General features: G+C 65.3%; 22 protein-coding genes. 15 read left to right on the top strand and 7 right to left on the bottom strand.

The window, feature by feature from the left end; translation table 11 throughout:
- Positions 1 to 1,264: 1,264 nt before the first annotated feature.
- The 4 genes from IF690_RS01840 (at position 1,265) to IF690_RS01855 (ending at position 6,489) form a co-directional block, all read left to right on the top strand.
- The gene (locus IF690_RS01840) at positions 1,265 to 2,182 is read left to right on the top strand and encodes a LysR family transcriptional regulator (protein ID WP_202698611.1); all 918 of its coding nucleotides are present in this window, start codon (positions 1,265 to 1,267) and stop codon (positions 2,180 to 2,182) included.
- A 233-nt stretch (positions 2,183 to 2,415) separates the two neighbouring features.
- Positions 2,416 to 3,960: an MFS transporter gene (locus IF690_RS01845; RefSeq protein WP_202698612.1), complete on the top strand. Its 1,545-nt coding sequence runs from the start codon at positions 2,416 to 2,418 to the stop codon at positions 3,958 to 3,960.
- A gap of 25 nt (positions 3,961 to 3,985) precedes the next feature.
- A complete protein-coding gene (locus IF690_RS01850; protein ID WP_202698613.1) occupies positions 3,986 to 5,044 on the top strand; it encodes an HlyD family secretion protein in 1,059 nt (352 codons plus the stop codon).
- Entirely contained in the window at positions 5,041 to 6,489 is a 1,449-nt protein-coding gene (locus IF690_RS01855; RefSeq protein ID WP_202698614.1) for an efflux transporter outer membrane subunit, read from the top strand. The genes IF690_RS01850 and IF690_RS01855 overlap by 4 nt, the downstream gene beginning before the upstream one ends.
- A 6-nt stretch (positions 6,490 to 6,495) precedes the next feature.
- On the opposite strand, the gene IF690_RS01860 is transcribed toward IF690_RS01855, so the two are convergent.
- From IF690_RS01860 to IF690_RS01880, 5 genes are all read right to left on the bottom strand, one after another.
- Positions 6,496 to 7,185 (bottom strand): NYN domain-containing protein, encoded by a 690-nt coding sequence (locus IF690_RS01860; RefSeq protein ID WP_202698615.1) that lies wholly within the window; start codon positions 7,183 to 7,185, stop codon positions 6,496 to 6,498.
- 236 nt (positions 7,186 to 7,421) lie between these two features.
- The gene (locus IF690_RS01865; protein ID WP_202698616.1) at positions 7,422 to 8,168 is read right to left on the bottom strand and encodes a DUF3142 domain-containing protein; all 747 of its coding nucleotides are present in this window, start codon (positions 8,166 to 8,168) and stop codon (positions 7,422 to 7,424) included.
- A gap of 2 nt (positions 8,169 to 8,170) precedes the next feature.
- Positions 8,171 to 10,342: a PA5441 family protein gene (locus tag IF690_RS01870; protein WP_202698617.1), complete on the bottom strand. Its 2,172-nt coding sequence runs from the start codon at positions 10,340 to 10,342 to the stop codon at positions 8,171 to 8,173.
- A 190-nt stretch (positions 10,343 to 10,532) separates the two neighbouring features.
- Positions 10,533 to 11,312: a slipin family protein gene (locus tag IF690_RS01875; RefSeq protein WP_202698618.1), complete on the bottom strand. Its 780-nt coding sequence runs from the start codon at positions 11,310 to 11,312 to the stop codon at positions 10,533 to 10,535.
- A gap of 1 nt (position 11,313) precedes the next feature.
- On the bottom strand, positions 11,314 to 12,702 hold the full coding sequence (locus IF690_RS01880; protein ID WP_202698619.1) for an NfeD family protein: 1,389 nt from the start codon (positions 12,700 to 12,702) through the stop codon (positions 11,314 to 11,316).
- Positions 12,703 to 12,925: 223 nt separating this feature from the next.
- Between IF690_RS01880 and IF690_RS01885 the strand changes: the two genes are divergently transcribed.
- Both IF690_RS01885 and IF690_RS01890 read left to right on the top strand, forming a co-directional pair.
- Entirely contained in the window at positions 12,926 to 13,387 is a 462-nt protein-coding gene (locus IF690_RS01885) for an aminoacyl-tRNA deacylase (protein ID WP_202698620.1), read from the top strand.
- A gap of 135 nt (positions 13,388 to 13,522) precedes the next feature.
- Complete coding sequence (locus IF690_RS01890; protein WP_202698621.1) at positions 13,523 to 13,768, top strand: DUF2789 domain-containing protein; 246 nt, start codon at positions 13,523 to 13,525, stop codon at positions 13,766 to 13,768.
- 4 nt (positions 13,769 to 13,772) lie between these two features.
- Here the strand turns inward: IF690_RS01890 and IF690_RS01895 are convergent, their stop codons facing one another.
- Together IF690_RS01895 and IF690_RS01900 are read right to left on the bottom strand one after the other, a co-directional pair.
- Complete coding sequence (locus IF690_RS01895) at positions 13,773 to 14,057, bottom strand: type II toxin-antitoxin system RelE/ParE family toxin (RefSeq protein ID WP_202698622.1); 285 nt, start codon at positions 14,055 to 14,057, stop codon at positions 13,773 to 13,775.
- Positions 14,054 to 14,332, bottom strand: coding sequence for an antitoxin of toxin-antitoxin stability system (locus IF690_RS01900; protein ID WP_202698623.1), 279 nt, complete (start codon positions 14,330 to 14,332; stop codon positions 14,054 to 14,056). Before IF690_RS01900 ends, IF690_RS01895 begins: the two co-directional genes overlap by 4 nt.
- Before the next feature lie 190 nt (positions 14,333 to 14,522).
- On the opposite strand from IF690_RS01900, the gene IF690_RS01905 reads away from it, so the two are divergent.
- The 9 genes from IF690_RS01905 (at position 14,523) to IF690_RS01945 (ending at position 26,396) form a co-directional block, all read left to right on the top strand.
- Positions 14,523 to 14,951: a MarR family winged helix-turn-helix transcriptional regulator gene (locus tag IF690_RS01905; RefSeq protein WP_202698624.1), complete on the top strand. Its 429-nt coding sequence runs from the start codon at positions 14,523 to 14,525 to the stop codon at positions 14,949 to 14,951.
- Between the two features lie 82 nt (positions 14,952 to 15,033).
- Positions 15,034 to 15,261: a hypothetical protein gene (locus IF690_RS01910; RefSeq protein WP_202701778.1), complete on the top strand. Its 228-nt coding sequence runs from the start codon at positions 15,034 to 15,036 to the stop codon at positions 15,259 to 15,261.
- A 92-nt stretch (positions 15,262 to 15,353) separates the two neighbouring features.
- Positions 15,354 to 15,995: an NADH:ubiquinone oxidoreductase subunit N gene (locus IF690_RS01915; RefSeq protein WP_202698625.1), complete on the top strand. Its 642-nt coding sequence runs from the start codon at positions 15,354 to 15,356 to the stop codon at positions 15,993 to 15,995.
- Between the two features lie 198 nt (positions 15,996 to 16,193).
- Positions 16,194 to 17,702, top strand: a complete 1,509-nt coding sequence (locus tag IF690_RS01920; RefSeq protein WP_202698626.1) for a YdgA family protein — start codon at positions 16,194 to 16,196, stop codon at positions 17,700 to 17,702.
- 312 nt (positions 17,703 to 18,014) lie between these two features.
- A complete protein-coding gene (gene pgaA, locus IF690_RS01925; RefSeq protein WP_202698627.1) occupies positions 18,015 to 20,492 on the top strand; it encodes a poly-beta-1,6 N-acetyl-D-glucosamine export porin PgaA in 2,478 nt (825 codons plus the stop codon).
- Positions 20,493 to 20,504: 12 nt separating this feature from the next.
- On the top strand, positions 20,505 to 22,502 hold the full coding sequence (gene pgaB / locus IF690_RS01930; RefSeq protein ID WP_202698628.1) for a poly-beta-1,6-N-acetyl-D-glucosamine N-deacetylase PgaB: 1,998 nt from the start codon (positions 20,505 to 20,507) through the stop codon (positions 22,500 to 22,502).
- Positions 22,503 to 22,505: 3 nt separating this feature from the next.
- Entirely contained in the window at positions 22,506 to 23,855 is a 1,350-nt protein-coding gene (pgaC, locus tag IF690_RS01935; RefSeq protein WP_101281626.1) for a poly-beta-1,6-N-acetyl-D-glucosamine synthase, read from the top strand.
- Positions 23,855 to 24,331 (top strand): poly-beta-1,6-N-acetyl-D-glucosamine biosynthesis protein PgaD, encoded by a 477-nt coding sequence (pgaD, locus tag IF690_RS01940; RefSeq protein ID WP_202698629.1) that lies wholly within the window; start codon positions 23,855 to 23,857, stop codon positions 24,329 to 24,331. The genes pgaC and pgaD overlap by 1 nt, the downstream gene beginning before the upstream one ends.
- Positions 24,332 to 24,698: 367 nt before the next feature.
- Positions 24,699 to 26,396: a ShlB/FhaC/HecB family hemolysin secretion/activation protein gene (locus IF690_RS01945; RefSeq protein ID WP_202701259.1), complete on the top strand. Its 1,698-nt coding sequence runs from the start codon at positions 24,699 to 24,701 to the stop codon at positions 26,394 to 26,396.
- Positions 26,397 to 26,400 lie beyond the last annotated feature (4 nt).

A 26,400-nucleotide genomic window follows, 5' to 3' on the forward strand; every position in this document is an offset into this window, starting at 1 on the left:
GAGGCTGCGATCGGCCCCGCAGGGGCCGCAAAACCTGACGGCTCATTCTGCCTGGCACACCGCATGCGCAGGCCTGGCGAGGACTTCGTCCTCGATCGCAGCCTGCGGCAGCGGCTACACAGAGCGGTATCCATGGTTGAACGGCCCTCCACGATCCCGTAGCCGCTGCCGAGCCCGCGAGGCTGCGATCGGCCCCGCAGGGGCCGCAAAACCTGACGGCGCATTCTGCCTGGCACACCGCATGCGCCGGTCTGACGAGGACTTCGTCCTCGATCGCAGCCTGCGGCAGCGGCTACACAGAGCGGTATCCATGGTTGAACGGCCCCCCACGATCCCGTAGCCGCTGCCGAGCTTGCGAGGCTGCGATCGGCACCGCAGGGGCCGCAAAACCTGACGGCGCATTCTGCCTGGCACACCGCATGCGCCGATCTGGCGAGGACTTCGTCCTCGATCGCAGCCTGCGGCAGCGGCTACACAGAGCGGTATCCATGGTTGAACGGCCCCCCACGATCCCGTAGCCGCTGCCGAGCCCGCGAGGCTGCGATCGGCCCCGCAGGGGCCGCAAAACCTGACGGCTCATTCTGCCTGGCACACCGCATGCGCAGGTCTGGCGAGGACTTCGTCCTCGATCGCAGCCTGCGGCAGCGGCTACACAGAGCGGTATCCATGGTTGAACGGCCCCCCACGATCCCGTAGCCGCTGCCGAGCTTGCGAGGCTGCGATCGGCCCCGCAGGGGCCGCGAAACCTGACGGCTCATTCTGCCTGGCCCACCGCGTGCGCCGGTCTGGCGAGGACTTCGTCCTCGATCGCAGCCTGCGGCAGCGGCTACACAGAGCGGTGTCCATGGTTGAACGGCCCTCCACGATCCCGTAGCCGCTGCCGAGCCCGCGAGGCTGCGATCGACGGCGCAGCCGGCGCAAAACCTGACAGCACATTTTGTCTGGCACACTGCGTGCGCCGGTCTGGCGAGGACTTCGTCCTCGATCGCAGCCTGCGGCAGCGGCTACACAGAGCGGTATCCATGGTTGAACGGCCCCCCACGATTCCGTAGCCGCTGCCGAGCTTGCGAGGCTGCGATCGGCACCGCAGGGGCCGCAAAACCTGACGGCTCATTCTGCCTGGCACACCGCATGCGCCGATCTGGCGAGGACTTCGTCCTCGATCGCAGCCTGCGGCAGCGGCTACAGAGAGTGGTGTCCCTGACTGAAATGACCCTGCTAGCATTGCGCCTGACTCATCCCCGATCAGCCACGAGTGCTCAGCATGCAACTCCCGGACATGAACCTTCTGGTCGCCCTCGACGCCCTGCTCGACGAGGGCAGCGTAGTCGGCGCGGCACGGCGCATGAACCTCAGCCCGGCGGCCATGAGCCGGACCCTCACGCGGATCCGCGAGGCGCTGGGCGACCCGATCCTGGTGCGCGCCGGCCGTGGCCTGGTACCCACGCCCAAGGCCCTGGAGTTGCGCGGCCAGGTACGCGACCTGGTGGAGCAGGCGGCGCTGGTGTTCCGCTCCGGCGACCAGGTCGACCTCAGCACCCTGCGCCGGCGCTTCAACGTGCGCGCCAACGACTTCTTCGTCGGCGTCTATGGCGGCCGCCTGATCGACACCCTGGAACGCCAGGCGCCCCATTGCGAACTGCGTTTCGTCCCCGAAGGCGATGGCGACGACGAGGCCCTGCGCGAAGGGCGGATCGACCTGCGTATCAGCAACACCCGGCCGCTGACCCCGGAAGTGAAGGTGCAGAACCTGTTCTCCACCACCTTCATCGGCCTGGTGCGCGAGCATCACCCGTTGCTCGACGAGGAGATCACCGCCGAGCGTTTTGCCACCTTCCCGCACATCAGCATGTCCCGGCGCGGCATCGCCCGCGGGCCGATCGATGTGGCGCTCGGCGACCTGGGCCTGGAGCGCCGGGTGCCGCTGATCGCGCCGAGCTTCCATGCCGCGATGTTCATGCTGCCGGATTCCGACCTGATCCTGCCGGTGCCCAAGGAAACCCTGCTCAGCGTGTCGCGCCTGGGCCTGCACCTGCGTTCCTTCGCCTTGCCGATTCCGCTGCCGACCCTGGTGCTGACCCAGGCCTGGCACCCGCGCTACGACAAGGACCCGGCGCACAAATGGTTCCGCGAGACCCTGCGCGCCTCCTGCAACGAAACCTGGCGCGCCGCCCAGCCCTGACGTCATCTTCTGTAGCGAGCGGCGATCCGACTTGCCCGCAATTTGGCCTGTTGGATCAGCCCGCCTGGTTTTGCGACGGCTGCGCCACCGATCGCAGCCTCGCGGGTTCGGCAGCGGCTACATGTCATCCAACCGTTGCGTGTGGTGCACTTATAAACTGTCGATAAGTCAGTTTTCGTCAACCGTCGGGCTTTTTAAACTGCTTCGGTATTTCCATCGGAGTCGTTCCCTTCATGAGTTCCCTCGCCGTGGCTGTGCCGGCGCCCGTTGAAGCGGCCAGCCAACCGGCAGCTGTCAGCCCCGCGGTCTTCGGCCCGCGAATCATCATCGGCTTGCTCGGCGTATTGCTGGCGGTCCTGGTGTCGGGCCTCAACGAGATGGTGACCAAGATCGCCCTGGCCGATATCCGTGGCGCCCTGGCCATCGGCTACGACGAAGGCACCTGGCTGGTCGCCAGTTACACCGCCACCTCGGTGGCGGCCATGGCCTTCGCGCCCTGGTGTTCGGTGACCTTTTCGTTGCGCCGCTTCACCCTCTGCGCCATCGCCCTGTTCACCGTGCTGGGCGTGCTCTGTCCGTTCGCCCCGAACTACCAGAGCCTGTTGCTGCTGCGCACCCTGCAGGGCCTGGCCGGTGGTGCGTTGCCGCCGATGCTGATGACCGTGGCCCTGCGGTTCCTGCCGGCCAACGTCAAGCTCTACGGCCTGGCCGGCTATGCCCTGACCGCCACCTTCGGCCCGAGCCTGGGCACGCCGCTGGCCGCCCTGTGGACCGAATACGTCGGCTGGCAATGGGCGTTCTGGCAGGTGGTGGCGCCCTGCTTGTTGGCGATGCTCGCGGTGGCCTACGGCCTGCCCCAGGACCCGCTGCGCCTGGAGCGCCTCAAGGCGTTCAACTGGCGTGGCCTGCTGCTGGGGTTTCCAGCGATCTGCATGCTGGTGATCGGCATCCTGCAGGGCAACCGCCTGGACTGGTTCGGCTCGCCGCTGATCTGCCTGCTGCTGGGCGGGGGTGGGTTGTTGCTGGTGCTGTTCCTGATCAACGAATGGTCGCAGCCGATCCCGTTCTTCAAGTTGCAGATGCTCGGCATCCGCAACCTGTCGTTCGCCCTGCTGACCCTGGCCGGGGTGCTGGTGGTGCTGACCGCGGTGATCATCATTCCGTCCGGTTTCCTGGCCCAGGTCCAGGGCTACCGGCCGTTGCAGACCGCCCCGGTGATGCTGGTGATGGCCTTGCCGCAACTGATCGCGCTGCCGCTGGTGGCGGCCCTGTGCAACCTGCGCTGGGTCGATTGCCGCTGGGTGCTGGGCATCGGCCTGACGATGCTGGTGCTGTCGTGCCTGGGCGGCAGGCAACTGACCTCGGCGTGGATCCGCGACGATTTCTACGTGCTGCAACTGCTGCAGATTTTCGGCCAGCCGATGGCGGTGCTGCCGTTGCTGATGCTCTCCACCGGCAGTATCCAGCCGATCGAGGGGCCGTTCGCTTCCGCCTGGTTCAACACCGTGAAGGGCCTGGCGGCGGTGATCGCCACCGGCGTGCTGGATGCCCTGACCACCCACCGCCTGCACTTTCACTCGACCATGCTGGTGGACAGCCTCGGCAACTCGCCGCTGAGCGCCATCGACGCCAGCAACCTCGCCCAGCGCCTGCACCGCCAGGCCGTGGTGCTGACCTCCGCCGACCTCTACTACGTAATGGCTGGCGTGGCGGCGGCGCTGATCCTGCTGATTTTCTGGCTGCCGACGCGGATCTATCCGCCACGCGCGCCGACTTGAACGTTCACTGAGACAGAAGGTTTTTATGACGATCCACAGCAAACACAAAATCGCCGTCAGCGTGGCGGCGGTCGCGGTCCTGGGCGTGCTGGTGTATCTGGTCACCGGCAAGGCCACCGAGCAGACCACCAACGACGCCTTCGTGAGCGCCGACTACACCCTGGTGGCCCCGCGCGTGGCGGGTTTCATCAAGGAAGTGCTGGTGGAGGACAACCAGCGGGTCAAGGCCGGCCAGTTGCTGGCGCTGATCGACGATCGCGACCTGCGCGCCGCGGCCCAGGCGGCGGACGCCGAAACCCTGGTGGCCAAGGCGCAGTTGCAGAACGCCCGCGCCACCCTCGACCGGCAAAGCTCGGTGATCGCCCAGGCCCAGGCCTCGGTGGTGGCCGCACGGGCGGAAATGGCCTTCGCCGAACATGAACTGAACCGCTACAGCCACCTGGCCGGGGTTGGCGCCGGTACGGTGCAGAATGCCCAGCAGGCCAGGACCCGCATCGACCAGGCCAGCGCGCGGCTGGCCACCACCACCGCGGCGCTGGCGGCGGAACGCAAGCAAGTGGAGATCCTCACCGCCCAGCGCGATGCCGCCGAGGGCGGGCTGAAGCGCGCCCAGGCGGCCTTGGAAATGGCCAGCTACGAGCTGTCCTACACGCGCATCGTCGCGCCGGTGGACGGCATGGTCGGCGAGCGCGCGGTGCGGGTCGGCGCCTATGTCACACCGGGCAGCAAGATCCTCGCCGTGGTGCCGCTGGAACAGGCCTATGTGGTGGCCAACTTCCAGGAAACCCAGCTGGCCCGCATGCACCCCGGGCAGCCGGTCGCAGTGCGGGTCGACAGCCTGGACGGCGAAACCCTGCGCGGCCGGGTCGAGAGCCTGGCGCCGGCCACCGGGGTGACCTTCGCCGCGGTCAAGCCGGACAACGCCACCGGCAACTTCACCAAGGTGGTACAGCGGATTCCGGTGAAGATCCTGCTGGAACCCGGCCAGCCCATGGCCGAGCGCCTGCGGGTCGGGATGTCGGTGGAAGCGAGCGTCGATACCCAGGGCAAGGCCAGCTCCGTGCGTGAGGTGGCGAAGCGATGAGTCGTCTGCTCCAGCCGGTATTCGCCCTGAGCCTGTTGTCCCTGGCCGCCTGCACTGTCGGCCCGGATTTCCAGCGCCCCGAAGGGCCGCGGCTCGAGGCCTGGGCCAGCCCGCAAAAGGTCGCGCCGAGCCAGGTGGTGAGCAGCCCCCTGGACGAACGCTGGTGGGATGTCTTCAAGGATCCGCAGCTGTCGGCCCTGAGCCGGCGCGTGCTGACCGACAACCTCGATCTGCAACTGGCCACCAGCCGCCTGCAACAGAGCCGCGCGGCGCGCCAGGTGATCACCGCCGAGCGTTATCCGACCAGCAGCGCCAGCGGCGGCTACGCGCGCAAACGCAACAGCGGCGAAGGCCTGAACGACCCCTCGGGTCATGCAGGCAAGTCCGCCTTCAACCTGTGGGACGCCGGCTTCTCGGCGTCCTGGGAGTTGGACTTCTGGGGCCGCGTGCGGCGCGAAACCGAGGCCGCCGACGCGACCCTGGAAGTCGCGGAAAACGATCGGCGCGGGGTGCTGTTGTCGGTGCTGGCCGAGACCGCCCAGGACTACATCCAGCTGCGCGGCGTGCAGAGCACCCGCGCGGTGACTGAGCAGAACCTCGACGTCGCCCGCCACAGCCTCAAACTCTCGCAACTGCGCCTGGCCGACGGCGTGGCCACCGACCTGGACGTGGCCGAAGCCGCCGCGCAGGTGGCGACCATCGAGTCGCAGCTGCCGGCCTTGCAGCAGCGCCAGGCGCAGTTGATCAACGCCCTGAGCCTGCTGATGGGCGAGCCGCCCCAGGCCCTGCACGCCGAACTGGCGGCGGACGGGCCGGTGCCGCAAACCCCGAGCCAGGTCGCCATCGGCCTGCCGTCGCAACTGGCCGAACGCCGCCCGGACATCCGCCAGGCCGAAGCCCGCCTGCATGCCGCCACCGCCAGCACCGGCGTGGCCAAGGGCGACTTTTATCCGCGCATCACCCTGTCGGGCAACGTCGGCTCCCAGGCCATGCAGCTGTCGGACTTCGGCTCCTGGGGCTCGCGCCAGTTCGGCATCGGCCCGCAGTTCAGCCTGCCGCTGTTCGATGGCGGCCGCCTGCGCGGCATGCTGCATCTGCGCGAAGCCCAGCAGCAGGAAGCGGCTGTCGCCTACCAACAGACCGTGCTGCGCGCCTGGCATGAAATCGACGACCAGCTGACCCGCTACAACAGCAGCCAGCTGCGCCGCGACAGCCTCGCCGAAGCGGTACGGCAGAACCAGATCGCCCTGCGCACCGCGCAACAGCAATACGTCGAAGGCGTGGTGGACTTCGTCAACGTCCTCACCGTCCAGGGCGCCCTGCTGGCTACCCAGGAACAACTGGTGGAAAGCTCGACCGGCGTTGCCCTGGCCATGGTCGGCCTGTACAAGGCCCTGGGCGGCGGCTGGGAGTCGGTGTATCCGTTGGCGGCTGCACAGCCTTGAGCCGCCTCACCAGTACCCTGGCTTGATGGCCGGCGCCTTGTGCGTCGGTACACGCTCCGGGAACTGGTGCCGCTGTAACTCATCGACCGTGACGACCCGCCGCATCCAGTGCGCACAGGCTTTCAACGAGCCCGGCGCGGGACGTTTGAATTCAGGTCGGTGAGGCAGGATCACGCCCAGGGTCAGCTGTGGGAAATCCGCGCGTATGGCTTTCAGCGCCGGGGTCATGTCGGTATCGCCAGAGACCAGCACCAGTTGTTCTATGGGCGCGCTGTTCGTGGCGCAGGCCTGCCTGGCTGCCAGGCGATACATGCTGATCGCAATATGCACGTCGGTTTCTTTTTCTTCGAGTTTCCAGATATCGACCTTGTCCTGCCGCGAAGCGCCGGTCTTTTTGTCGATGAAGCGTGGCGCCCTGGCGGGTTCGAGCTGGTGTCGCCCGAAATGCACGGTGACATTGGCGGCCTTCAGGGCGCGCACATAGGTGTCCTGGGCCTCCTTGGAAAGCCGGCCACGGGTGGCGAGTTCGGGTTTTACCGAGGAGGTGAAGTAGTCCACCGAAACCAGCTCGCTGGCCGGGTTCTCGACGTGGGCGATATGCGCGAGCAACTGCGGCAGATCCAGCCACTTGTACGGCGTACCGGCCAACAACCCGTAGAACAGGTTGTAGCCGTCAACGAAGAAGGCGGTGCGCACAATTCCAATCCCTGGAAACGAAAAAACCGGCCTGGGCCGGTTTTTTCACCCCAACGGCCAGCGAACTTAATCGCTGCGTACGGGGCTGAGTTGTGGGGTCGATCCTAAGTTCGAGTGGTCGACTTCGTCAACCGTCCTCCGACTTAAGGTATCGACTTGCAACAGGTTCCGAACCTGTGCCAGCTGTTTTGCCTGTGCGGACCCAGAGCGTCAAGGGCGCGGCGGGCACGGATCTGTTAGGGCGTATTGCGCTGGCTGCTGCCCTGCGATGGATTCTGCAAGAACACCACATACCCCCTGAACCACGGGCTGTCTTTCAGGTAGTCCGGTTCCTGCCATTCGCCGCCCTGGATCAGGCCCACCTTGAATGGCAGGCCCATGCGGTCGAGGCGGGGCAGGTAGGCGGCGTAGTTGGGAATGCTGTGGCGGCCCTGGTAGGTCTGCACCACCACTTCATCGACGACGCCCTTGAGCCCGGCGATGGCCTCGGGGTTGGCGTTGCTGCTCCAGTCCATCAGGCCGGTGATGCTCAGGCGGTACTGCGCGGGCAGGCGCTGGCGCAGGTCGCGCAGGAAGCTGGTGTATTCGTCGAGGTAGCGGGTGCGGGCGTCGAAATCGATCTGGATGCCGACCACCGGGTTGCCGGCCTGCTGCCAGCGTTGCACCTGGCCCAGCAGTTGGCGGTAGACCGGCTCCGGCCAGTGCAGGGTGTGGGCGCGGTAGACCACCCAGACCTCGCCCTGGCGCAGCCGTGGAATGGCCATGCCCTGGGCGATGAAATGCACCTTGCCGCTCGGGTCGCGACGCGAGCGGCTGATCTGTCCTTGCAGGATGTACAGGGTCCTGGCCTGGTTCAGCACCGGCTGCGGGGCGACGCCGCTCCACAGCCAGAAGGCCTGGTGGTCGCGGGCGTCGACCGCCGCCTGGGTACTGCCGGCCAGCAACAGCCAGGCCGGCAGCAGGCATTTCCAGAAACCGCTCATGCTTACCAGTAATACTGCAGCGACTTGCCCCACTGGGTGTCGGCGAAGGTGCCTTTGAGCTGGCGGAACCAGGCCTTGCGCACCGCCGGTTCGACGTCCTTGCCGCCACAGCTGTTGTAGCCCGAGGGCGCGTAGCAGTTGATGGCGCGGTACAGGGCGTAGGCGCGGTCGTCGCGCGGCGCCTTGGTGTTGGCGATCACCTGTTTGTAGCCGTCGAGGCGGGAGAAGAGCTCGCCCTTGAAGGCCGATTCCGTACCGCCCAGGGACTGTTTGTCGGGCTGGCTGTCCAGCGGCATGCCGTCCAGGCCGTTGCGCAGGATGAACTCACCGAAGCAGTTCAGGCCTTGCGGGCTTTTTGCATCCTTCTCCAGTGCCGCCGCGGTTTCCACGATGCTCGGGCAGGCGTAGCCGGACTCGGCCTTGTCGCCGCGCCACTGGAACAGCTTGAGCGACTGGCCGTCGCTGTAGACGTAACCCAGGCTGTAGCCGAGCTTGTCTTCAGGGACGCTGGCCGGCAGTTGCTTGAGGTCGCTGGCGAAGGCCGCGTACTGGCTGCGCAGCAGGTCCTTGTAGAGCAGCACGAACTGCGCGGTATTGCGTTCCACCGGGTCGGCGGCCTGGCTGATCTGCTGGCGCAGCAACGCGGCATCGGCCACGTTGCGCAGCAGGGTGAAACGCACCTGCGGGCTTTTGATCGGCGAGTCGGCGGCGAACACCTTGGCCAGTTGCTGGTTGCGTTCGTAGTTCATGGCCAGGGCCAGCTCCAGCTGTTCCCGTTGCAGCGGTTGCCTGGCCAGGGGCAGCAGTTGCAGCCACAGGGCCTGGGCGCCCGGGCCGTCGTTCTGCGCTTCCAGGGCCAGGCCGCGCAGGGTCTGCTGGCTGAAGGCGAGGTAGTCGAGGTTGGCGGGCAGCTCGCTGGGCAGGCGTTGCAGCGCGGCGTCCGGGTTGTTGTCCACATACAGGGCGAAGGCCGCCAGCAGGTAGTCGTGCAGCGCCGGTTGTGCGGCGAAGACCGCCTTCTGTTGCTGCAAGGCCTCGCGGGTCAGTCGGCCTTCGGTTTGCTCGCGCATCCACATCAGGTCGTTGACTGCCAGCAACAGCGGGGTGCTGACCGGGTTGCGGTTGACCATCAGCAGCTTGGTGTCGACTTCTTCCACCAGATCGTTCAGCGACAGGTTGCGCTGCTCGTCCTTGGCCTGGGTCATCTGCCAGGCGTAGTCGGCGGCCAGCTTGTCCGGATTGCTGTCCAGCCAGTGCACCCGACGCAGCAAGCCCCTGGCCGAGGCGGCGTAGGCGCCCTGTGGATAAGTTTGCAGGTAGCTGTCGAAGCCGGCTTCGGCCTGGTGCAGCATGGACTTATCCACATGCTCGAGCGCGGGCATGCCGTATTCGTCGAAGGCGTTTTGCTGGGCGCTGTTGAGGGCCGTGCGGGCGTTCATGTACAGCGCGGTTTCTTTCAGCCAGGCATTCGGGCTGTCCTTGAGGCTGGCGAAGGCCGCGCTGGCCTCGCTGAAGCGACCGCTGTAGAAGTCGCCGGCGGCCTGTAGATAAGTGGCGAAACCCTTGCCCAGCGGTGTCTGCAGATTGGTCGGCAGCAAGCTGGCCAGTTGCGGGCCGTCCCAGCTGCAGGCAGCGAGCAGCTTGACCCGGCTTTGCGCCAGCGCCTGGCGCTCGCTGGCCGGCAGGTCGGCGGCGATCAGTTGGTCGACGAACACCTGGGCGCTGGCGTCCGAGTTGCTGCGGCAGCGGCTGCCTTCGCCGGACAGCAGCGCATCGCCGGCCGCTTGCGGGCTTTCGCGCACCACCTGCAAGGCTTCCAGGCGGCCGTTGAGGTCAGTGTCGGTGCTGGCTGCCTTGGCATCCGCCGCTTCGGGGCTGGGCGCGGGGTCCAGGCGAGACACCGAAAACGGCACCGGCCCATAGCCTTCGGCCAGGTCGTCGGCGTCCAGCGCTTTCGGCGCCAGGGGCAAGGCGCCGCTGTCGGCCAGCAACAGGCGCAGGTTCACCCGGCTGTCGTTGCCCGGGTTGAGAAACGGCAGGCTGCTGCAGCTTTCGAGGTTTTTTTTGAGCAGGGTCCAGTGCGGGTAACAGGAATCGTCGGAGCTGGCCTGGGCCTGATTGCAGAGGAGGGCGCCGAGCGCCAGTGTCAAAGACGACAAGAGACCGATACGCATGAATTGTCCTTAATTCCAAGAGCCATGAACGTGAAAATGCGGGCGTCGGTGATGATAGCGCGAACCTGCGCGCTTGCCTGCGTGTCGTCGGAGGCCGCTTGCCGTTGCGGCCTTTTTGACCGGCTACCCTCGCGTGGCCAGGTGTCTGGGCCGATGTCGACGCGGGCGCAGGGCCGGTGTTGGCGCAGCTCTATAGGGTGTGCCCGGGCCCTGCACTTTTCGGCGACAACTCCGCCATGCCCTTGAGAAACTCGATGGGCAGCGGGAAAACAATGGTCGAGCTTTTATCGCCGGCAATCGCGCCCAGGGTCTGCATGTAGCGCAGTTGCATGGCGCCGGGCTGGCGGCCGAGCATTTCGGCGGCTTGCATGAGCTTTTCCGAGGCCTGCAATTCCCCCTCGGCGTGGATCACCTTGGCCCGGCGTTCCCGCTCGGCTTCGGCTTGTTTGGCGATGGCGCGGATCATCGATTCGTTGAGGTCGACGTGCTTGATCTCGACATTCGCCACCTTGATGCCCCAGGCGTCGGTCTGGGCGTCGAGCACCTGCTGGATATCGGCGTTCAGGCGTTCGCGCTCGGCCAGCAGCTCGTCCAGCTCGTGCTTGCCCAGCACCGCGCGCAGGGTGGTCTGGGCCAGTTGGCTGGTGGCCATGAGGAAATCCTCGACCTGGATGATTGCCTTCTGCGAGTCCAGCACGCGGAAGTACAGCACGGCGTTGACCTTGACCGAGACGTTGTCGCGGGTGATCACATCCTGGGGCGGCACGTCGAGCACCACGGTGCGCAGGTCGACGCGGACCATCTGCTGGACGACCGGAATCAGCAGGACCAGCCCCGGCCCCTTGACCCGCCAGAAGCGCCCAAGCTGGAACACCACCCCGCGCTCGTATTCGCGCAGGATGCGAAACGTCGAGACCGCCAGCGCCAACAGCAGCGCCAGCAGCGCGCCAAAACCCAATTCCAGACCCATTTCATCCTCCTCGCGGCGCGGCCTCGGCCGTCGTCACTTCCAGAAGCAGCCCCTTGCGCGCTACCACCCGTACCCACTGCCCGGTTTGCAGGGGTGTCGCGCTCAGGACCTGCCAGTGTTCGCCCTGCAACAGCACCCAGCCGTTGTAAGGGTTGCCCGCTTGCACCGCGGTGATCGCCGTTATGCTGCCCACCAACCCAGCGTCGCCAGCCACCTGCTGGCGCTGTCGCGCGCGCACCGCCATGCTCGTCAACGTCGCCAGGAGCAGGGCACTGATCACCGCCAGGCCGATGATGAGCGGCAGGGGAATGCCATAGCCCGGGACATCGGTGTCCATCAGGATCACCGCGCCGACCACAAAGGAGACGATGCCGCCGAAGCCGATGACGCCGAAGGTCGGTAGAAAGGCTTCGGCGACCATGAAGGCGATGCCCAGCAGGATCAGGGCCACGCCGGCGTAGTTCACCGGCAGCAGTTGCAAGGCATACAGACCGAGCAGCAGGCAGATGCCGCCGAGCACGCCGGGCACCGCGGTGCCCGGGTTGACGAACTCGAAGAACAGCCCGTAGATGCCGATCATCATCAGGATCAGCGCCACGCTGGGGTGGGTGATGACCGACAGCAGCTGCGTGCGCCAGTCCGGGTCGTGATGGATCACCGCCGCCCCCAGGGTATGCAGCTGCACCGCCTGGCCGGCGGCGATGAGGAGCTTGCCGTCGAGTTGCCTGAGCAGGCCGTTCAGGTCATCCGCGACATAGTCGACCACCTTCAGCTTCAGTGCTTCCTGGGCCGGCAGGCTGACGGCCTCGCGCACGGCCTGTTCCGCCCATTCGACGTTGCGCCCGCGCAATTGCGCCAGGCCACGGATATAGGCCGCGGCGTCGTTGATCTGCTTGTGGCTGAGGGTGTCGGGTTCCGGTTCCGGGTTTTTGTCCGAGCGTGGCGCGGCGGGCGGGTTGGCGCCCGGGTCGGGTTGCCCCGGCATGCCGACCCGCACCGGGGTGGCGGCGCCAAGGTTGGTGCCCGGGGCCATGGCGGCGATATGGCTGGCATACAGGATGTAGGTGCCGGCGCTGGCGGCGCGGGCGCCACCGGGGGCGACGTAACTGGCCACCGGCACCGGGCTGGCGAGGATCGCCTTGATGATCGAGCGCATCGAGGTGTCGAGGCCGCCCGGGGTGTCGATGCCCAGCACCACCAGTTGGGCGTTTTCGTCGGCGGCCTTGTCCAGGCCGCGCACCACGTAGTCGGCGCTGGCGGGGCTGATCACATCGCTGACGGTGAGCACCACCACTGGCTTCACGGCGGCCTGGGCGTGCCCGCTCGGCAGGCCGATCAGCACACCCAGCAGCAGCCCTTTCAATGTTGCCCGCCACCCACGCCCGTTCATCCGACCCTCCTGGAGAGTCATGTGCCTCGGTTGCCAGCCGTTCGCTGGCTTTGCCCTTGAGTCTAGTAGAGCGTGGGATTGAGCGAATTCTGAGCAGCCTGACCCTTGCGTGCCGTTCGGAAGTTCGTCAGTGGGCGAGGGCGGCGCGGCCTAGACTTTGTGAAGGGAGTGACAGTCGTTAACCCATAGTCCTGCAAAGCCGTCCAGGACACCGAGGTGCATCATGCGTATGGCAAAAACCGTGCAACGCAGCCTGGAACAGGCGCATTGCGATTTTGACGTGGTGGCTCATCCACATTCGTCGAGCAGCCTGGAGACCGCTCGGGTGGCGGGAGTTCCCGCCGAGCGCGTGGCCAAATCGGTGATCCTCGACGATAGTCACGGCCACTACCTGATGGCCGTGCTGCCGGCCAGCCGTCACCTGGATCTGAGCAAGGTGCGCGGCAGCAACGAATGGCAGATCACCCGGGAAAGCACCCTGGCGTATCTGTTTAACGATTGCGAACGCGGCGCGGTACCGGCCCTGGGCGAATCCTATGGGCTGGACGTGGTGATCGATCCGCTGCTGACCCGGCAGAAAGACATCTACCTGGAAGCCGGGAACCACAACAACCTGGTGCATCTGAGCATGGACGAGTACCTGAAAATGGTGCCTCATGCCGAGGTGTGCGAGGTCAGTTACTAGCCTCGGTCGGCGTATGTACGAACCTTTCGCGAGCAGGCTCGCTTCTACAAAGAGGATCGTTTTTCTGTAGGAGCGAGCTTGCTCGCGATCAACTGTGCAGCAGTCGCTCAACAGCCAACCCAGTCAGGAGTCTCCATGGAATCCCCATCCCACAGCCTGCCCGCCCTGTTCAAGCAGCTCGGCCTGCCCGACGACCCCGTGGGCATCGACCGTTTCATCGCCACCCATTCGCCGCTCAAGCCAGAGTTGCACCTGGCGGATGCCTTCTTCTGGACCCCCAGCCAGGCGGATTTCCTACGCAACGAGATCCTCGACGACGCCGACTGGGCGGAAGTGGTGGATCAGCTGGATGTGTTGTTGAGGAAGGGGCGGGGAGTTTGAGGTCTCAGGCTCCGGTCGGAGGCCACTGGCGCGAGGTGTGCACCAGTGCCAGGATCCACACCGCATCCTGATGGAGTTGGTAGACCAGGCGGTAGCTTTGATGAGGGATTAGTTCGCGGGTGCCAGCGATCAATCCGGGGCGCCCGGTTTGAGGATGTTGCACCAGTTGCATAGCCGATTGGCTGAAGCGTATGTCCATGTCCAGCGCCGCCTGCGGATTCAGATCATGCAGGTAATCCCATATGTCTGCACGATCCTGTGCGGCTTGCGGCGTCCAGATTACCTTCATTGCCGGGGCGCTACCTGTGCCCTGCGGGCTGCGAAGGTGGCTTCCAGATCATCGTTGGCCATGCCTTCCCCAGCTGTCATGGATGCGCGTGCGGTGTTGACCTTCCGTTGCAGAAAGGCCTCGTACTCTCGGGCTTCCCGTTGTTCCTGCACGAATTGACGCATCATTTCCCGGACGATCTGCGATGCGGGGCGGTGGCTCGCCTCGGCCTCGGCCATAAACTGATCGCGCAAGTCGGCTTCGAGTTTCATCGTGAAAACGGCGTGTTTGGGCATGGGACAGTTCCTGTGAAACGTACATACCAAGTATATACATCTTCAGTATCCAAGCCGGCCTCGGTTTCCCCATGACGACGATCGGTCGCTCAATTGTTTCAAAACTTGACTGAACCCCATGCAGCATTGATAGTTAGCAAGCTAACAATATGCGAACTTTCCTTTGCCCGACTCTCTCGAATCACTCCAGATGAATATCAGCAGTGGCCTGGTGGTCGCCGCCCGGCATTGGCGGCGGATCTGCCAGAGCACGCTGGTCAACTATGGGATCTCCGAAGCCTGCGCCGTGCCCCTGCTGATGATCGGGCGTCTGGGCGAGGGCGTGCGCCAGGTGACGGTGGCGCAGGCGGCGGGGATGGAAAGCCCGTCCCTGGTGCGCCTGCTGGACCAGCTGTGCAGCGCCGGTTACGCCATACGCACTGAAGATCCCCACGATCGCCGGGCCAAATGCCTGAGCCTGACCGGCACCGGCCGCGAGCTGGTGCAATCGGTGGAAGCCGAGCTGGTGCGCCTGCGTCGCGAGGTGCTGGAAGGCATCACACCAGCGGACCTTGAGGCCGCATTGCGGGTGATCCGCGCCTTCGAGTCGGCTGTCCAGCCGCCGGCGGTGCCTTCTTGAGCGGATTCTTTACCGGCATTCCTCCCGCGCGCGACTGGTTCTACGGCATGCGCACCTGCGCACCGCCAACAGTGTTGCGCTGATGCGGGCCGGCTACAGCCAGTGCTTTCTCACTCGCAATGTGCAGCCCGAAGAAGTCAGCGCCTTGCGTGCGTCCATGGTCGCCACCTTCAACACCTATACCGACGTACGGGCCCGGCTGGCGGCGGCCGACACCCAGGTGGCGATGAGTCAGATCGACCTGTTCCTGGCCCTGGGCGGTGGCTGGGAAAGCGGACGAACGCAAGCCTCGAACCCCGGCAAACCCTGAGGCCGTTGCTATGCTTTGATCAGTTGGGTGAGCACCTTGCGTCCAGTGCTCGGCCAGCGGTCAGGCACGTGATGGTCATGGGGATTCCAATAATGAAAAACCCTTATGCTCTCGGCTTCTGGTGCGCCATCGTTGCACTGGTGCTGCTTTCTGCGACTTATTTCTACGGTGTCATGCTGGCGCACCAGATCGACAAGGCAATGATCTTTCTCGACAGCACCAGCGCGCTGATTGCGGTGAGCGCCATCGTCTTCGTTGCCTGGACGTCGTTCCAGACCCAGAAACTCAAGAAAAAACAGCTGGAGCAGGGCAAGACCCTGGTGGCGATCTGGGACACCAAAGTCGCCCTGCGCCGGGTCGAAACGGTGTTCGACCGTTACTTCTGGGGCAGTTACTGGCAGCCGGGGCGGACCTTCCAGGAAGTCATGGGCGAGTTGACCGGCACCCCCCTGGAAAAAAGCCTCGAAGCCCTGAAAAAACAGTGCGTATTACTGGATAAACAGGCCGCCGACGGTCGCCACTGGTTGAACAATGCCCGCGAACTGTCCGATGTCGCCGCCGCCATGGCCCGCGAACGTTATCAACTGGACTTCTGCGACCCGCGTTCGGAAACGCCGGGCGGCGCGGTGATCAACCGCGATTTCGAAGTGCTGGTCTACACCTGGACCGCCCGCCTGAAAAGCTTCGATCATCAGCTCGACGCGTTGGAAGTCGAATACTCCGAACATGCGTAGCCGCTGCCGAGCCCGCGAGGCTGCGTCAGCGGCTACAGGAACCGCCCCGCATATTCACCACTTTTCACATGGAAAGGTTGGGCCGCCCGGCCTGGCCGGTGCTAATCTTCGGCAGTTTTACGCACAGTCGAGCCACAACCCGTGCCGGGTTCAGGGAAGACGACCACACATTCAACAACGGATCGATCGGGTCAAATAATGAATAAATCAGCAGGCGTACTGTTAGGAATCGTCGTCGCAGTGGGCGCTATCAGCGCCGGCGGCGCCTGGTATACCGGGACCAAGCTGGAAGGGGTGCTGCAAACCTCTATCGCTGATGCCAACAAGGAACTCCAGGCAGCCATGGTCGGTTCCAACGGTACCGCCAGCCTGGAGCTGGTATCGCTGGAGCGCAATCTGTTCAGCAGCACCGCGCGCTACCGCCTCAAGGGCCAGGGCGAGATGTTCGGCGACAGCGCCGAGGGCGTCGAACTGGTGTTCGTCGATCGCATCGAACACGGCCCGCTGCCGTTCTCGCGCCTGATGACGCTGAAATGGCTGCCGGTCATGGCCACCAGTCACTACGCGCTGGAAAAGAACGCCCTGACCGAGAAATGGTTCGCCGCCACCAAGGATGTTTCCCCGCTCAAGGGCGTGGTCAACCTGGGTTACGACCGTTCCGCCACCGGCAACCTGGAGTTGCTGCCGCTGGACACGGCCCTGGACGACAAGTCGACCCTCAAGTTCTCCGGCCTGAAGCTGGACCTCTCGACCAGCGCCGAAGCGCAGAAGGTCAAGGCCGAAGGCTACATGGACAGCCTCAAGCTCAACAGCGTCGCCGAAGACCAGACCCCGGTGCAGGTCGAACTCAACGGCCTGACCCTGGCCAGCAACCTGACCAAGAGCAACTATGGCTTCTACGTCGGCGACAACACCCTGGAACTGACCAGCACCAAGGCCACGTTCGGCGAGAAACAGTCGGTGCTCAGCTTCAAGGACTCAGAGATCAAGAGCGCCACCGACGAGAAGGGCGCCCACCTGGCCGGCCGTGCCGACTACAAGATCGGCGAAGTGGCCCTCAACGGCAAAGCCGTCGGTTCGGCGCAAATGACCTGGAGCATGAAGAACCTCGACATCGCCTCCGGCATGTCGCTGATGCAGGTCTACCAGAACAAGCTGCAACCCTACGAAGATGCCGTGGCCGCGGCCGAAGCCGCCGGGGAACCAGCGCCCGAGCTGAACCTGAGCGAGGCCGAGCAGGCCCAGGTCAAGGCTGACCTCGACAAGTTGCTGGCCGCCCAGCCGCACATCGCCCTGGAAAACCTCTCGTTCAAGACCACCAACGGCGAAAGCCGCCTGAGCCTGGTGGTGGACCTGAACAAGCCGCAATCCATGGATCTGCCACCGGCCGAACTGAGCAAGCAACTGCTCACCCAGCTGAACCTGAACCTGCTGCTGTCCAAGCCGATGATCGCCGACGTGGCGGCGTTGCAGGCGCAACTGGAGGGAGTGACCGACGCCAAGGCGATCGCCGACCAGGGCAGCATGGCCGCCGACATGGTCAGCGGCATGGCGCTGGGCACCCAGTTGGCCAAGCTGGAAGGCAACGACATCGTTTCCAAGGTGCGCTACGCCAACAATGAAGTGGACTTCAACGGCCAGAAAATGACACCTGAGCAGTTCGTCGGTTTTGTCATGAGCAAACTGGGACCGGTCACCGTCCAGTAAGCCTCGAGACCCCCTTCGCGGGGTTTCCAGCCAGAAACGCCCGGCCTCCGCAGTACGGATCCGCCGGGCGTTTTTTTGCCTGCATCCGGCTGGAGAATCCCCGCCCAGAGCCTCCTTGAACAGGGCTGCAGGCCACGTCGTTCGCGGATTCTGGCAGAAACGAATCTGAAGAAATATTGCATTTGCGCATCTGCATCGGCCTTGCGTGGAAGACTCCGCCCCAATCTGGCCGAGTCATCTGATTCGGCTTCCTGGCACGTATCAGGCGGGGGGACACAAGACCCCGGCTAGCCATGTAAGGATGCTGAAGAAATGCCGTCCATTGTCCACCCTGTTCGCCTTTATGGCTTGCGACCGCTGTTTCGCCTGGCGTTATGCAGCCAATTGCTGTGGCCGGCCCTGGCCCTCGCCGACCCGGCGTACGACCGCCTGATTCTCGATGCCCGCGCCGGCAGCTATGCGCCAGCCCTGAGCCATTTGCGCCAGGTGCCGGCCGAGCGCCTGAGCACCGGGCTGGTCAGCGACCACCTGCAAATCGCCAGCTGGGCCGGCCTCGACGCCGAGGTGGTGAATGTCTATGAAACCCAGGCCCGAGGCCGGGTGCTGCCGATCCAGGCGCTGACCGCCACCGCCCGTGCCTACCGCAATCTGCAGCGCTGGGACTCGGCGATCCAGGTGTACCGCCTGGCCCTCGAGCGCGACCCGCGCAATCCCGATCTGCAACTGGGCCTGGCCCTGACCCAGGCCGACGCCGGCAAACCCGAGGAAGCCGTGCGCCGCGCCCGCGAGCTGGTGGCGGCCAAGCCTGACGATGCCACCCGCCGCCTGGCCCTGGGCTACGCCCTGACCCGCGCCGGTTCGCCGTACGACGCGCTGTTCGAGTTCGACCAGGCGTTCATCCGCGCCGGCACCCGGCCGGAAGTCGCCCGCGAATACCTGTTCGCCTTGCAGCGGGCACGCCTGCCGGAGCCGGCCTTGCGCCTGGCCCGCCAGCGCCCGGGGCTGATCGATCCGGTGATAGAGCGTCGCCTGCAAGGCGACCTGGCCGCCGAGCGCGTACGCCTGGCCGAGCTGGCCACCCGCAGCGAGAAAGAGCGTTATGTCATCGCCGACCGTGCCCTGGCCGATTACGACCAACTGCTCGCCACCTGGACCCCGGACCCGGCGGCCAAGGACGACGTGACCCGCTGGCGCATCGACCGCATGGGCGCGCTCAAGGCCCGGGCGCGCACCGCCCAGGTGATCGACCAATACCACAAGCTCACCGCCGAAGACGTGGCCATCCCCACCTACGCCCTGCGCTGGGTGGCGGCCTCCTACCTGGACCAGCGCCAGCCGGAGATCGCCAGCGACCTGTATCGCCAAGTGCTGGCGGCGCCGGATGCCGATGTCAGCGACCGCGTCGAAGACAGCACCGCGTTGTACTACGCCTTGCTGGAAAGCGACCGCCCGCGGGAGGCGCAACAGGTCGCCGACGACCTGGCCAGGAACCAGAAACCACGGGTCGAGCTCAAGGGCCTGCCGGTGGGCAACCCCAACGATGAATGGATGGACGCCCAGCAACTCGCCGCGCAGTCCGGTACCTACAGCGCCGACCTGCCAGGCAGCGAGCAGCGTCTGGCCAGCCTGGTGGACCAGGCGCCGGGCAATATCGGCCTGCGCGTGGCCCAGGCCAACCTGTACCAGGCCCGGGACTGGCCGCGTCGCGCCGAGGGCCTGCTCAAGGAAACCGAGAGCATGGCGCCGCGCGATGTCGGCCTCGAGGTCGCCCAGGGCCACACCGCCCAGGACCTGCAGGAATGGCGTCAGCTCGATGCCCTGACCGACGACGTGGTGCGGCGTTATCCCGACAACCGTCAGGTGCAGCGCCTGGCCCGCCAGCGCCAAGTGCACGACATGGCCGAGCTGCGGGTCGAGACCTATGGCGGCAAGAGCTACGGTGGTGGCAACAGCGGCGCCGGCGCGGTTTCCGGCAGCAAGGACTTCGGCATCGAGACGGTGCTCTACAGCCCGCCGATCGATGAAGACTGGCGGCTGTTCGGCGGCCTCGGCTATGCCACCGGCGACTTCCAGGAAGGCACCGGGCATCACCGCTGGCAGCGGATCGGCGTGGAACGCCGGACCCGCGACATGACCCTGGAAGCGGAAGTCTCCAACCACTCCTACGGCTTCGACGACAAGCAGGGCGCGCGGCTGTCCCTGGCCCGCGACATCGACGATCACTGGCAATACGGTGGCAGCCTGGAATACCTCTCGGCCAATACCCCGCTGCGGGCGCTCAACAGCAACATCTACGCCAATGGCGGCAGCGCGTTCCTGCGCTGGCGCGCCAACGAGAGCCGTGAATGGCGGCTGGCCCTGAGCCCCTCGCACTTCAGCGACGGCAACAACCGTTTCGAAGCCTTGCTCACCGGCCGCGAGGGCGTCTATGCCACGCCGCATGTGCAGGTCGACCTCGGCCTGGAAGTCGGCGCCAGCCGCAACACCAAGGACGACACGCCCTACTTCAACCCCAAGTCGGACTTCACCGTGCTGCCGACGGTGAACGTCAACCACGTGCTCTATCACCGCTACGAAACCTCCTGGAGCCAGCAGTTCCAGGTGGGCGCCGGTACCTACAGCCAGCGCGATTACTCCACCGGGGCGATTGGCTTGCTCAGCTATGGCCAGCGCGTGACCTGGAACGACGTGTTCGAAGCCGGCGCCGCCCTGAGCGTGCTCAACCGGCCTTACGACGGCGACCGGGAAACCGACCTGCGCCTGCTCCTCGACCTTACCTATCGCTTCTAGAAGAGTCCGAAGATGCCTCCGATGACCCGTTGCATCCTCCTGCTGGGAGCCCTGATTCTCAGCGCCTGCGCCCAGCCCGCCGCGGATTTCCTGGCGCCGGCGCAACGCCCTGTGCCTGCCAGCGAAACCCCGTGGCCGAAAAACCATGTGCTGGGCATTGCCTACCATGACGTCGAAGACCGCGACCCCGACCAGGCGGTGGTGGCCGTGCGCACCGAACGCTTGATCGAACAGCTGGCCTGGCTGCGCGAGAACGGCTACCAGCCGGTCACCGTGGACCAGATCATGGCGGCGCGCAAAGGCGGCCCCGAGTTGCCGGCCAAGGCCGTGCTGCTGAGCTTCGACGACGGTTATGCGAGCTTCTACACCCGCGTGCTGCCGGTGCTGCGCAGCTATAACTGGCATGCCCTGCTGGCGCCGGTGGGGGCGTGGGTCGATACCCCGCTGAACCAGCCGGTGGATTTTGCCGGCACCCCGCGCAAGCGCTCGGACTTCCTGACCTGGGAGCAGGTCCGCGAGATCTCGCGTTCCGGACTGGTGGAAATCGCCGCCCACACCGACGCCAACCACAAAGGCGTGCTGGCCAACCCCCAGGGCAACCTGCAACCGGCCGCCGCCACCCGGCGCTACGATGCCAGCAGCGGGCGCTATGAAAGCGAGGCCGAATTCGAGGCGCGCCTGCGCAGCGACGTGGCGGCCATCTCGAAAAAAATCCGCGCCGCCACCGGCTACAGCCCGCGCGTCTGGGTCTGGCCCTATGGCGCCGCCGACGGCACCGCGCTGCGGGTGGTGGGCGAGCAGGGCTACGACATGGCCCTGACCCTCGAAGACGGCCTCGACACCCTCGACAACCTGATGAGCAGCCCACGGTTCCTGGTGTCGTCGGACCCGGACGGCATGCACTTCTCCAACAGCATCGTCGGCGTCGAAGCCAGCAACCCGATGCGCGTGGCCCATGTCGACCTGGACAACGTCTACGACCCGGACCCGCAGCAGCAGGAAGCCAACCTTGGCCAGCTGGTCCAGCGCATGGCCGACCTGGGCGTCAACACCGTGTTCCTGCAAGCCTTCGCCGACCCCAAGGGCGATGGCCTGGTGCACTCGCTGTACTTCGCCAACCGTCACCTGCCGGTGCGCGCCGATATCTTCGACCGGGTCGCCTGGCAACTGCGCACCCGGGCCAACGTCAAGGTCTTCGCCTGGATGCCGGTGCTGAGTTTCGCCCTCGACCCGAGCCTGCCGCGCGTGACCCGCTGGGACCCGGAAACCGGCCAGGTCGCGGTCGACCCCGACCAGTACCGACGCCTGTCGCCATTCGACCCGAAGGTGCGGCGCATCATCGGTGAGATCTACCAAGACGTGGCGCGCCTGACCTCGGTGGACGGCATCCTCTACCACGACGACGCGGTGCTGTCGGACTTCGAAGACGCCAGCCCCGCAGCGCTGCGCACCTACGCCGCCAATGGCCTGCCCGGTTCGATCGCCGCCTTGCGCGCCGATCCGGCGACCCTGCAGCGCTGGACCCGCTTCAAGAGCCGCTACCTGATCGACTTCACCCATGAGCTGACCGCCAAGGTCAAGGCGATCCGCGGTCCGCAGGTGCTGACCGCGCGCAACCTGTTCGCCGAGCCGATGCTCAACCCGCCGAGCGAAGCCTGGTTCGCCCAGAACCTCGACGACTTCCTCGCCAACTACGACTGGACCGCGCCGATGGCCATGCCGTTGATGGAGGGCCAGCAGCGCAAGGCTTCCGGCGCCTGGCTGGAACAACTGGTGGCCACGGTCAAGGCACGCCCCGGCGCGCTCAACCGTACCGTCTTCGAATTGCAGGCCCGGGACTGGGCGCAAAAACCGGCGAGCGATATCGACGCCGCGCAGATGGCCGACTGGATGGGCCGGCTCAAGCGCCAGGGCGCGACCAGTTTCGGCTACTACCCGGATAACTTTCTCGAGAACTCGCCGGACCTGAAGACCATCCGTCCCGCGCTCTCCACCAAGTGGAATCCTTGAATCATGTTGGATCGACTGCTAGCCCTGCTCGTCCTGGCGATTGTCCTCGGTGTGCCGCTGGGCCTGATCTTCCTGGTGACCGGCCAGTTCCTGATGGACTTCGTGTTCTTCTACCCGCTGTTCATGTCCGGCCTGTGGATCGCCGGCGGCCTGTACTTCTGGCTGCACTGGGAACGCCACTGGCCCTGGAAGGACGACACCTTGCCGCCGGCGCTGGCGGGCGAGCCGCTGATCAGCATCCTGATCCCTTGCTACAACGAGGGCGACAACGCGGCGGACACCATCCACGCGGCGCTGGCCCAGCACTACCCGAACATCGAAGTCATCGCGATCAACGACGGCTCCAAGGACAACACCGCGCAAGTGCTGGATGCCCTGGCGCTGGAAGACCCACGGTTGCGGGTGGTGCACCTGGCGCAAAACCAGGGCAAGGCCGTGGCCCTGCGCATGGGCGCCGTGGCGGCGCGCAGCGAATACCTGGTGTGCATCGACGGCGACGCGCTGCTGGCGCCGAACACCGCGGCCTACCTGGTGGCGCCGCTGCTGGAGAATGCGCGCCTGGGCGCGGTGACCGGCAACCCGCGGATTCGCACCCGCTCGACCCTGGTGGGCCGGGTCCAGGTGGGCGAGTTCTCTTCGATCATCGGCCTGATCAAGCGTACCCAGCGGGTGTTCGGGCGGATCTTCACGGTCTCCGGGGTGATTGTCGCCTTCCGCCGCTCGGCCCTGCACCGGGTCGGCTACTGGAGCCCGGACATGATCACCGAAGACATCGACATCAGCTGGAAGCTGCAACTCGATCACTGGAGCATCTTCTACGAGCCCCGGGCGCTGTGCTGGATCCTCATGCCGGAAACCCTGCAAGGCCTGTGGAAGCAGCGCCTGCGCTGGGCCCAGGGTGGCGCCGAGGTGCTGTTCAAGAACATCCGCGGGATCTGGCAATGGCGCCACCGCTACCTCTGGCCGCTGCTGTTCGAATACTGCCTGTCCACCGGCTGGGCCTTCACCTTCCTGCTGTCGGTGATCTTCTGGGGCGTCGGCAAGTTCATCGTCATGCCCGAAGCCATCGCCGTCGACCGCCTGATGCCGCCGGCCTTCACCGGGCTGGTGCTGGCGATGGTCTGCCTGCTGCAGTTCGCGGTCAGCATCCTGATCGACCGCCGTTATGAAAAGGGTTTGGGCAAGACCATGTTCTGGGTGGTCTGGTACCCCCTGGTGTTCTGGCTCGTCAGCCTGTTCACCACGCTTGTCAGTTTCCCCAAGGTGCTGTTCAGCCAACACCAGAAGCGTGCGCGCTGGGTCAGCCCCGACCGTGGCATCAAGCCCATAGATGATGAAGAGGAGGCTCGCTGATGAACATCATCAGAACCCGTCAACGCCCATTGCTGGTGCTCGTCGATGCGGCGTTCACCGTGCTGGCCTGGATCGGCCTGGTGTACCTGCTGGTACGCGGCCTGTGGCCGCTGATCGATACCCACGACGGCCCGCGTATCGAAGTCGGCGTGCTCGAGGCGCTCGGCACCTTGCAGATCTACCTGTGGGTGGCCCTGCTCAACGCCGCCGTGCTGATCCTCTGGGCGCGTTACCAGCAGCGCAAGAGCAAAAGTTTTGCGCGGCGCCGCCTGCCGTCGCCGGCGGTGGACGACCGACGCCTGAGCGAAAGCTTCAAGCTCAGCGCCGCCAACTTTGCGCGCATGCGCCAGCCCGGGACCATGACGGTGCACAACGACGAGGAGGGCGGCATCAGCCTGGTCACCACCGGCTTCATGCGCCTCAACGCCGAACGTGCGTCGCATGCGCCGTTGCTGGCGGATGCCGTGGAGCGTTGATTGAAGGTGGCAGGCCTAAGTGTTGGGCAAGTAACGATGTGCTCGGTCAAGTGCTCGAGTGCGTCATTGCCTGGGATGTTTTGATGGTTTCTTTATTCGCGCTGGCATGGCGATGACTCTCTTCTGCCCCCTTGCAAGGAACTACCCGAAAACCCTTATACAAGCAGAATTAACCCCAGAGTCTTGGGAAATTTCCCACAGACTTTCCCAAGAACGATCCATAACATCCTTTCCAACTCCAGGGCCGGGACTATCTGGATGATGCTCTCTTGCGCCGCAGGCGTTGACCTGTAGGCCCGAGCGGTACTCATTTCCGGCTGTGTCTCATGTTCTCGAAGGATCGAAGATGTCTCGGCTCATTATCTGGATGCGTTCAGGTTTGTCCCTGCTTGCAGGGTTGTTGCTACTCAGTGTATTCAGTCCGCTGTATGCCGCCCCCAGCCCTGGTGACACCGACCTGATCCGCGAACGCCAGGACCGCCTGCTCGAAGAGCAGCGCCGGCGCCTGGAAGAGCTCAAGGACCTGCCCGGTAAAGAGGCTGCCCCCACGGCGCCGACGGCACCTGCCGACACCCGCTGTTTCCCGATCCAGGACATCGAACTCAAGGGCGCCGACAGCCTGTCCGCCAGCGAGCAGGCGCGCCTGCTCAAGCCCTATATCGGTCAATGCCTGGGCGTCAGCCAGCTCAACGAGCTGCTCAAGGTCATCACCGACTACTACCTGGAGAAGGGCCTGGTGACCAGCCGCGCCTACCTGCCGCAGCAGGACCTGTCCGGCGGCCACTTGAAGGTGCTGGTGGTCGAGGGCCGGCTCGAAGGCTTGAAGGGTGCCGTTGACAGCCAACTATCCGAGCGCGAGCTGGCCATGGCCTTTCCCGGCAAGGTTGGCGGATTGGTCAACTTGCGGGAGATCGAGCAGGCGATCGATCAGCTCAATCGCTTGCCCTCCAATCAGGCACAGATGGAACTGGCTCCGGGCCAAGAACTCGGAGGCAGCGAGGTTCTGGTCAAGAACACTCCACAAAAGCCCTGGCGCGCTAGCCTGTCGCGTAATAACGACGGGCAGAAAAGCACGGGCGAGCAGCAGTGGGACACCGGTTTTGAGTGGGACAGCCCGCTGGGGCTGGCGGATCAACTGATCCTGCATGGGGGGCATGATGCGATCAGCGACCACCAGAAAACCTCGAAAAACGCGATGCTCTACTACAACGTTCCCTGGGGCTGGTGGAACTTCAGTTACAGCTACAGCCAGAGCGAGTACCGCTCCCAGGCCCAGGCCAACGGTTTCAACTTCAAGCAGAGCGGCGACAGCCAGAACCACCAGCTGCGCGCCGAGCGGGTGATCCTGCGCGATGCGGTGAGCAAGACCTCGCTGAATGCCGGCCTGGCCTACCTGCGCACCAACAACTTCATCGAAGACAGCAAGCTGGCCCCGAGCAGCAATCGCCTCAGCGAAGCCCAGTTCGGCATCAACCACGGCCGGCGTATCGGCGGGGCCTTCGTCAACCTCGATCTCGGCCTGCAGAACGGCATCGGTGCCTTCGACGCCCAGGGCAATGGCCACCCCGGGCCCGGCGAGCCGAATGCGCGCTACCGCAAATACACCGCCACCCTCAGTTACCTGCAGCCGTTCAAGCTGTGGGGCGAGTCGTTCAGCTTCAGCAGCCTGATGACCGGCCAGCGCAGCGAAGACGTGCTGTTCAGCCCGCAGCGCACCAGCCTGGGCGGGCAGTCGTCGATCCGCGGCTACAAGGACCAGTCGCTGTCCGGCGACAGCGGCGGCTACTGGCGCAACGACCTGCGCTGGAGCCGCCCGGTGACCCTCGGCTGGCTGCGTCCGGTGTTCGCCGAGTACGGCAGCAGCCTAGGCTACGACCAGGGCGTGATCCGTGGCGACCGCTACAACGGCGAGCAGCACGGACGCCTGTCGAGCAACTCCCTGGAGCTGTTCGCCCGTGGTCAGCACCTGGCCACCAGCGTGACCTTTGCCCATTCCCTGGAACGCCCGAACGTGATCGCCGAGCGCGAAGCACCGATCTATTTCCGCCTGGACTTCTTCCTCTGACCAG

Origin of the sequence: Pseudomonas sp. SK3(2021) (genome assembly GCF_016772375.1) — a bacterium.
Classification (GTDB): domain Bacteria; phylum Pseudomonadota; class Gammaproteobacteria; order Pseudomonadales; family Pseudomonadaceae; genus Aquipseudomonas; species Aquipseudomonas chlororaphis_I.

Bases quoted from the DNA above. Each gene is read 5' to 3' on its own strand.
- IF690_RS01840 (WP_202698611.1), top strand. From the start codon at position 1,265: ATGCAACTCCCGGACATGAACCTTCTGGTCGCCCTCGACGCCCTGCTC.
- IF690_RS01845 (WP_202698612.1), top strand. From the start codon at position 2,416: ATGAGTTCCCTCGCCGTGGCTGTGCCGGCGCCCGTTGAAGCGGCCAGC.
- IF690_RS01850 (WP_202698613.1), top strand. From the start codon at position 3,986: ATGACGATCCACAGCAAACACAAAATCGCCGTCAGCGTGGCGGCGGTC.
- IF690_RS01855 (WP_202698614.1), top strand. From the start codon at position 5,041: ATGAGTCGTCTGCTCCAGCCGGTATTCGCCCTGAGCCTGTTGTCCCTG.
- IF690_RS01865 (WP_202698616.1), bottom strand. From the start codon at position 8,168: ATGAGCGGTTTCTGGAAATGCCTGCTGCCGGCCTGGCTGTTGCTGGCC.
- IF690_RS01870 (WP_202698617.1), bottom strand. From the start codon at position 10,342: ATGCGTATCGGTCTCTTGTCGTCTTTGACACTGGCGCTCGGCGCCCTC.
- IF690_RS01875 (WP_202698618.1), bottom strand. From the start codon at position 11,312: ATGGGTCTGGAATTGGGTTTTGGCGCGCTGCTGGCGCTGCTGTTGGCG.
- IF690_RS01880 (WP_202698619.1), bottom strand. From the start codon at position 12,702: ATGAACGGGCGTGGGTGGCGGGCAACATTGAAAGGGCTGCTGCTGGGT.
- IF690_RS01885 (WP_202698620.1), top strand. From the start codon at position 12,926: ATGCGTATGGCAAAAACCGTGCAACGCAGCCTGGAACAGGCGCATTGC.
- IF690_RS01890 (WP_202698621.1), top strand. From the start codon at position 13,523: ATGGAATCCCCATCCCACAGCCTGCCCGCCCTGTTCAAGCAGCTCGGC.
- IF690_RS01895 (WP_202698622.1), bottom strand. From the start codon at position 14,057: ATGAAGGTAATCTGGACGCCGCAAGCCGCACAGGATCGTGCAGACATA.
- IF690_RS01900 (WP_202698623.1), bottom strand. From the start codon at position 14,332: ATGCCCAAACACGCCGTTTTCACGATGAAACTCGAAGCCGACTTGCGC.
- IF690_RS01905 (WP_202698624.1), top strand. From the start codon at position 14,523: ATGAATATCAGCAGTGGCCTGGTGGTCGCCGCCCGGCATTGGCGGCGG.
- IF690_RS01910 (WP_202701778.1), top strand. From the start codon at position 15,034: ATGCGGGCCGGCTACAGCCAGTGCTTTCTCACTCGCAATGTGCAGCCC.
- IF690_RS01915 (WP_202698625.1), top strand. From the start codon at position 15,354: ATGAAAAACCCTTATGCTCTCGGCTTCTGGTGCGCCATCGTTGCACTG.
- IF690_RS01920 (WP_202698626.1), top strand. From the start codon at position 16,194: ATGAATAAATCAGCAGGCGTACTGTTAGGAATCGTCGTCGCAGTGGGC.
- pgaA (WP_202698627.1), top strand. From the start codon at position 18,015: ATGCCGTCCATTGTCCACCCTGTTCGCCTTTATGGCTTGCGACCGCTG.
- pgaB (WP_202698628.1), top strand. From the start codon at position 20,505: ATGCCTCCGATGACCCGTTGCATCCTCCTGCTGGGAGCCCTGATTCTC.
- pgaC (WP_101281626.1), top strand. From the start codon at position 22,506: ATGTTGGATCGACTGCTAGCCCTGCTCGTCCTGGCGATTGTCCTCGGT.
- pgaD (WP_202698629.1), top strand. From the start codon at position 23,855: ATGAACATCATCAGAACCCGTCAACGCCCATTGCTGGTGCTCGTCGAT.
- IF690_RS01945 (WP_202701259.1), top strand. From the start codon at position 24,699: ATGCGTTCAGGTTTGTCCCTGCTTGCAGGGTTGTTGCTACTCAGTGTA.